5 protein-coding genes are annotated in these 6,556 nt (G+C 70.7%); 2 read left to right on the plus strand and 3 right to left on the minus strand.

Annotated elements, in window-relative coordinates; all coding sequences use genetic code 11:
• Positions 1-232: 232 nt before the first annotated feature.
• Entirely contained in the window at positions 233-1,696 is a 1,464-nt protein-coding gene (locus tag VFF46_RS29725; RefSeq protein WP_325040539.1) for an MFS transporter, read from the plus strand.
• On the opposite strand, the gene VFF46_RS29730 is transcribed toward VFF46_RS29725, so the two are convergent.
• Genes VFF46_RS29730 through VFF46_RS29740 form a run of 3 tightly spaced genes read right to left on the minus strand, consistent with a single transcriptional unit; the run spans position 1,693 to position 3,924 of the window.
• Complete coding sequence (locus VFF46_RS29730; protein WP_325040540.1) at positions 1,693-2,436, minus strand: SDR family NAD(P)-dependent oxidoreductase; 744 nt, start codon at positions 2,434-2,436, stop codon at positions 1,693-1,695. The two genes, VFF46_RS29725 and VFF46_RS29730, sit on opposite strands and share 4 nt — an antisense overlap.
• Positions 2,429-3,670, minus strand: coding sequence for an AMP-binding protein (locus VFF46_RS29735; RefSeq protein ID WP_325040541.1), 1,242 nt, complete (start codon positions 3,668-3,670; stop codon positions 2,429-2,431). Before VFF46_RS29735 ends, VFF46_RS29730 begins: the two co-directional genes overlap by 8 nt.
• On the minus strand, positions 3,667-3,924 hold the full coding sequence (locus VFF46_RS29740) for an acyl carrier protein (protein ID WP_325040542.1): 258 nt from the start codon (positions 3,922-3,924) through the stop codon (positions 3,667-3,669). The genes VFF46_RS29735 and VFF46_RS29740 overlap by 4 nt, the downstream gene beginning before the upstream one ends.
• 143 nt (positions 3,925-4,067) lie before the next feature.
• Here VFF46_RS29740 and VFF46_RS29745 point away from each other — a divergent pair, with 143 nt between their 5' ends.
• Complete coding sequence (locus tag VFF46_RS29745) at positions 4,068-6,506, plus strand: hypothetical protein (RefSeq protein ID WP_325040543.1); 2,439 nt, start codon at positions 4,068-4,070, stop codon at positions 6,504-6,506.
• Positions 6,507-6,556 lie beyond the last annotated feature (50 nt).

Below are 6,556 nucleotides of genomic sequence, written 5' to 3' on the forward strand. Positions count from 1 at the left end.
CCCGGGCGGCCGTCACCAGGCGGTCGTAGTTCCGGGCCGCGTCCGCGCGGGTCGGCCGCGTACAAGGCAGTGGTTCCGGCGCCATCCAGCCTCCTCCCGAGGTCCGCCAACAAACAGTACTTGATTGCTTTGCTCCGCAAATGGCTTGCAAAGCGGAGGATGCCTCCGTATCGTATCCGGAGGAAGTCTCCGCTTTTCTCACAACTGTAGCCCCTCAGGGGTAAGGAGCACTATGTCGGCAACAACCGCGGCGCCGGCGAGCGCCGATCCCGGCGCGCGCACCCGGCGTCCCGGGGTAGTACTCGCAGTCATCCTGGTCACCCAGCTGATGGTGATCCTCGACGGCACCGTGGTGAACATCGCGATGCCGCATATCCAGCAGGCCCTGCACTTCACGCCGTCGAGCCTGTCCTGGGTGCAGAACGCCTACGCGCTCGCGTTCGGCGGCCTGCTGCTGCTCGGCGCTCGGGCCGGCGACCTGCTCGGGCGTCGCCGGGTGTTCGTCACCGGCGTCAGCATCTTCACGCTCGCCTCACTGCTCGGCGGCCTCGCCCCGAACGCCGAGCTGCTGCTCGCCGCCCGCGTGCTGCAGGGCATCGGCGGCGCGATCGCGGCTCCGGCGGCGCTGACGCTGCTGATGCTCACGTACCGCGAAGGACCCGAGCGGATGAAGGCGCTCGGCTACTACAGCCTGATCTCGTCCGGTGGCGGCAGTGTCGGGCTGGTGCTCGGCGGCATGCTCACGGACTGGGTCTCCTGGCGTTGGGGTCTGTTCATCAACGTCCCGATCGGGATCGCGCTGGTCTTCGCGGCTCGCCGGGTGCTGACCGAGACCGAGCGGGAGACCGGCCGGTTCGACCTGGCCGGCGCGCTCACGTCGACGCTCGGCATCACCTCGCTGGTGTTCGGGTTCATCCGGGTCGCCGAGAAGGGCTGGTCGTCGCCGGAGGTGCTGGTCGCGTTCGCGGTCGGCGTCGTACTGCTGGTCACGTTCGTACTGGTCGAGCGGCGGGTGAGCCACCCGATCGTGCCGCTGCGGCTGTTCCGCTCGCCGGTACGGTCGGCGTCGTACCTGACCATGCTGCTGGTGGTCGGGACGATGTTCGGGATGTTCTTCTTCATGACGCAGTACCTGCAGGGTGTGCTCGCGCTGAGCCCGCTCGCGGCCGGGCTGGCGTTCCTGCCGATGACCGGTCTGCTGTTCACCGCGTCACGTGTCGTACCGAAGCTGGTCGCCCGGATCGACAGCGGCAAGCTGCTGCTGACCGGGTCCACGCTCGTCACCCTCGGCACGCTGTGGCTGACCCGGCTCGGCGCGCACGGCACGTACCTGCACGACGTGGTCGGTCCGCTGCTGCTGTTCGGCGCGGGCGCTGGGATGATTTTCATCCCGCTCGTCGGGCGCGCGATCTCCGGCGTCGCCCCGGAGGACTCCGGCGCGGCCTCCGGCATGCTGAACGTCGTCCAGCAGGTCGGCGGCGCGCTCGGCCTCGGCATCCTGGTCACGATCTTCGGTACGGCGAGCCGCAACTCCACCGCGCACCTCCCCCGCGAGGTGCTGGTCGACGGCGTCCACGCGGCCTTCATCGGCTCGCTGGTCTACGCGGCCCTCAGCCTGACCATGATCGTCCTCACCGTCCGCCCGTGGAACTGGTTCCGCCCGACCCCGGAGCCGGTCGAGGTGGCGGTCGACTAGATCGAGGCGGCGCCGTCGACGACCAGGACCTGGCCGTTCAGGTTGGTGTTGTCCAGGAGGAGGAGACGGACCAGCGGGAGGACGTCCTCGGGCTCGGTCAGGCGGCCGGTGGGGGTTCGGCGGGTGATCTGGTCCAGTTGGGTCTGGCCGAGGACCGCCGACATCTCGGAGGCGAAGAAGCCGGGGGCGATGGCGTTGGCGAGGATGCGGCCACCCAGTTCGCGAGCGAGCGAGCGGGTTGCCGCATCCATGCCGCCCTTGGTGGCGGAGTACGCGACCAGGCCGGGGTAGCCGCGCTGGGCGCAGATCGAGGTGATGTTGACGATCCGGCCCTTGAGGCCCTTCGCGAGCATCCGGCGGAGGACGAAGCGGGTCAGCACCAGCGGCGAGGTCAGATTGGTCTGGATGATGTCGGCCAGGTGCTCGGCGGACGTATGAACGTGCAGCGAGTCCTGGCCGATCGCGGCATTGTTGACCAGGGCATCGATCGGGCCGAGCGCGCCCTCGACGGCCTTGACGAACGCCTGCGCGGCGGCGCTGTCGTTCACGTCGACGGACCCGTAGTACAGGTGCTCAGGGTATTTCTCGCCGAGCGCCGCGAGTTCGGGTGTGACGGTCCGGGCGAAGGCGGCGACCTTCAGACCGGCGGTGAGCAGGTCGGTGACGATCGCCAGTCCGAGGCCGCGGGACCCTCCGGAGACCAGCACGACCGAGGCGGGCGGCACCACAGTGTCAGACATCACTCTTCAGGGTTTCCTTCTGCGGGATCTCGTCGAGGAACCTGATCCGTCGCGGTACGCCGAAGTCCGGCAGCCGGCTCGAGCACCACTGGACCAGGTCGGCGTCGGTGATCGGGCCGAGCGAGTGGTTCGTGACCACCTCGGCCGCCACCATCCGGCCGACCAGCGGCGCCTTGCGCGCGAACACCCGCGCCCAGGAGACGCCCGGGTGGCCCATCAGGACGTTGCGAACCAGGCCGGCCGACACCTTGGAGCCGCCGACGTTGATCTCGTCGGTGTCCAGGCGGCCGGTGATCAGCACCCGGTCGCCGTCGTACTCGACCCGGTCGCCGGTGTGCACGGCGCCGACCAGCCCGGCGCCGTGGTGCGGTGAGCGGATCACCAGCTCGTCGCCCTCGACGCTCAGCACCGGCCGGTCCGGGTCCGGGTCGCGGTCCAGCCAGGACCTCGGGAAACCTGCCTTGCCGTCGTGCACCACGATCGAAGCGCCGACCTCGGAGGACGCGTAGATCCAGGAGATCCGGGCGTCCGGGAAGATCTCCCGGAGCTGGTCGAGGATCGCCTGGTCGACAGGCTCGCCACCGAGCGTGATCTGCTCCAGCGGTACGGCGGCCAGCGCGTCAGCGTCGCGGTAGATCGCCTGCCGCCAGAACGTCGGCGTACCGGACGCTGCCGTGACGCCGTGCTCCGCCGCGATCGCCGGCCAGGTCTCCAGCTCGTGCGGCTCGATGACGACCAGGCCCTGGTCGGCCTGGGTGAGCGAGAGCGTGACGACCTGCCACCAGGCGTAGGTGCCGGGCGAGTACGGCAGCAGCCAGGTCCGCGGGGGCTGGTCGGCGGTGACCGTGGTCAGCGACTCCAGCGTGTGGCCGATCCGCTTCGGGCGGCCGGTCGAGCCGGAGGTCAGCAGCCAGGCGCGGCCGGACTCCTCGACGCGCTTCAGTCTGGCCGGGGTGACTTCCCCATCGGGCAGAACGATCGCGAAACCGGACTCGCCGAGCTCCTCGCGCATCAGCTCGTCGACGCGGGACCCGGTGGCGACCAGCAGCTCGGTGCCGTGCACGGCGTGGTGCCGCAGCGCGGCGAGGGCGTCGCCGCCGTTGTCCACCAGGACCGCCGCCGGTGAGGGCAGCTGCGGGAGCTTGTGCAGCGTCCGCCAGGTCAGCCGCTTGCCGCCGACGACGACGGTGTTGTCGTCGCCGATCAGCGCGGTGCTGCGGCGCCGGCCGGTCACGCCGACTGGAGTTGCTCGATGAAGTCCAGTACGTCGCCGACCGTCGCGATCCGGCGCAGCCCGGGGGCATCGAAGTTCAGCTCGTCGCCGAGCTCGTCCTCCACCCGGAGGGCAAGCTCGGAGAAGTCCAGCGACCGGAACCCGATCTCCCGGAGCTCCGCGGAGTCGTCGGCCGGCAACGTACGCCCCTGGGCCGACAGCACCGCCCCCATCAACTCCCTGACCCGACTCCGATCCACCGAACTCATAGTCATGAAGCCTAGCGTCGGACGTCCCGCACCCACCAATGGTTCGCGTGCCGACCTTGTCACGCTCGCCGCCGCCCGGTGGAGGGCCTTGGGCGGAGGTTGGTCAGTGCGGGCGGTCCGCCGACCGGTCCGCCCCCTAGAATCGCCCGATGATCAGAGCGGCCGGACGGGGCAAGCTGACCGCGGCGATGGTGACGCTGCCCGTGCTGCCGATCGCGTGGTTCGTCGCGTTGCAGGAGCACCCGGTATGGATGCCGGCGGCGTACCTCGGCTATCTGCTGGTTGTGATCGTGGTCCCGGGCACGATGTTCTGGCGGCGGCTGACCGGCGGCGTCGGGTGGCGGTCCGCGGACGTCGTGCTCGGTACGGCGTTCGGCCTGGCCGTCGAGGCGCTGCTGTATCCGCTCGGGATGCTGTTCAAGCTGCCGTTCGCGGCGCTGCTGATGCCCGCGCTGGCGTTCGGGATGTGGCGGGCGCTGCCGCGGCCGAAGCTCCCGGAGCGGCCGACGCCGTGGTGGTCGATCGCCGGCGTGATGGTCGCGGCCGGCATCGCGGCGGCCTGGTTCGTCCGGGTCGGCTCGCAGGTGATCCCGCTCACCGGGCCGGACGCGCTGCGGTCGAACTCGGACGCCCCGCACAACCTCGCGGTCGCGGCCGAGCTGACCCACCACTTCCCGCCGCGGATCCCGTACGCCGACGGTGGCTGGCTGACCAGCCACTGGGCGGCGTACGAGCACATCGCGTCCGCGCACTGGATCACCACCGTGCCGCTCGACGTACTCACGCACCGGATGGCGCCGTTCGCCTGGATGCTGCTGACCGTGCTCGGCGCGGCCGCGGTCGGGATGCTGCTGACCGGTCGCGCGGTCGCGGCGCCGATCGCTGCCGGTCTCGTGGTCGCCGGTGGTGACCTGGTGGCCTGGCCGTGGGCAGTGTCGGACCGGGTGCTCGCGGACGGGCCGTTCTCGCTGGGTGGGCTTACTAATCCGCCGCAGGCGCTCTCGACGGTGTTGCTGCTGCCGTTGATTGCGGTGACGGCGTTGCTCTTGCGCCGACGGCCGGGGACGACGCGGTCGCAGCTGTTCCGGCTGTACGTCGCGGCCGGGGTGCTGGTCGCGGCGCTGGCGTTGACCAAGGCGACGACGCTACCCGTGTACGCGACCGGGCTGGCCGTCGCGTGGATCTACCTGACGGTCCGCCGCGGGCGGTTGAACCTGCGCGCGCTGGTCCTCGGCGTGGGCGTCGCGGCGGCGTACGCGTTGACCTTCTTCTTCGTACTGCGGGGCGCGGCGTCGACCGTACGGTTCGATCCCGGGGCGACGTTCGCGAGCCTGGCGGACCGGATGGGCGGCGGGACCGCGGTGACCGTGATCGCGGCGGTGGTCGTGGTCGGGTGGGTCATGCCGCTGGCCGGAGCCTTGCTGATCAAGCGGGGCGACGTGATGGTGGTGTTCCTGCTGGCCGGGTTCGTGGCCGCGGTACTCGGCGCGTCGCTGCTCGCGGATCGTGGGGACACCCAACTGTTCTTCGTACGGACCGGGTTCCTGCTCGGCGTACTGCTCGCGACCTGGGGCCTGGCGTCGCTGGAGCGGCGGCAGTACTGGATCGCCGGCGTCGCCGTCGCGATCGGCGTCGCCGCGATCTACTGGGGACGGCACCAGACGCCACGCTCGTGCACGTCGGTGAACTGTTTCGGGCAGGGCCTCGCGGTCGCGCTGGCAATTGCGGTGCTCGGGATCGGCATGTTCGGGCTGGTCCTGCGCGGCTCCCGGCGGACGTGGGCGGTGATCGCGGTCGCGGTGCTGGTCGGTACGACGGTGTCGCCGACGGTCGCGTCCGTACGGAAGTTCGCGAACCCGCCGCTGACGTCGTACGACTCGATCGCGCCGGGCGGGATCGAGGCCGCCCGCTTCATCCGCCGCAACTCCGGGTCCGATGACCGGATCGCCACCAACGTGCACTGCCACCAGGCGCGGGCGTCACACTGCCAGGCCGGGTCGTACTGGATCGCCGGGTACGCCGAGCGCCGGGTGCTGGTGGAGGGCTGGTCGTACCAGGCGCGGGTCGACGACAGCTACCCGGCCGGCGTCCAGGGGCCGTACCGGGACCAGGACCTGCTCGCGCTGAACGACGAGGTGTTCAGCAACCCGACCCGGCAGACGATCGAGACGCTGCGGACGAAGTACGACGTGCAGTGGCTGCTGCTCGACGAGCGGGTCGGGGCGCCGCCGAAGAACCTGGACAAACTGACCGAGCTGAGGTTCCAGCTGGGGACGGTCCGCGTGTACCAGATCTACCCGCCACCGCCGGCCAACCCGTACCCGTCGAAGTCCCCCACCCAAAGCCCGACCCAGAACCCGACCGGCGAGCCCACCGTGGGACCCACCGGCGAGCCCTCGACGCCGTTCCCGTCCTCATCGACCAGCGGCTCGCCCGGGGACCCGACCACGCCGTTCCCGACGCCGAGCTTCCCGGCCGGGACCCAGCCGCTCCCGACCGGATCCCTGCCGACCTACATTCCGCCGTACTCGGCCAGCCCCGGGGCGGTCAGCGGATCGACACCGCCGGGATCGCCACACTCTGGTTAGCGAGCCGGTCGAGGGCCGTCACGGAGTACAAGTACGCCGTACCAGCCGTC

The organism is Kribbella sp. (assembly GCF_035655035.1).
Classification (GTDB): Bacteria; Actinomycetota; Actinomycetes; order Propionibacteriales; family Kribbellaceae; genus Kribbella.

Coding starts and splice junctions, on each gene's coding strand:
- VFF46_RS29725 (WP_325040539.1), top strand. CDS start 233: ATGTCGGCAACAACCGCGGCGCCGGCGAGCGCCGATCCCGGCGCGCGC.
- VFF46_RS29730 (WP_325040540.1), bottom strand. CDS start 2,436: ATGTCTGACACTGTGGTGCCGCCCGCCTCGGTCGTGCTGGTCTCCGGA.
- VFF46_RS29740 (WP_325040542.1), bottom strand. CDS start 3,924: ATGACTATGAGTTCGGTGGATCGGAGTCGGGTCAGGGAGTTGATGGGG.
- VFF46_RS29745 (WP_325040543.1), top strand. CDS start 4,068: ATGATCAGAGCGGCCGGACGGGGCAAGCTGACCGCGGCGATGGTGACG.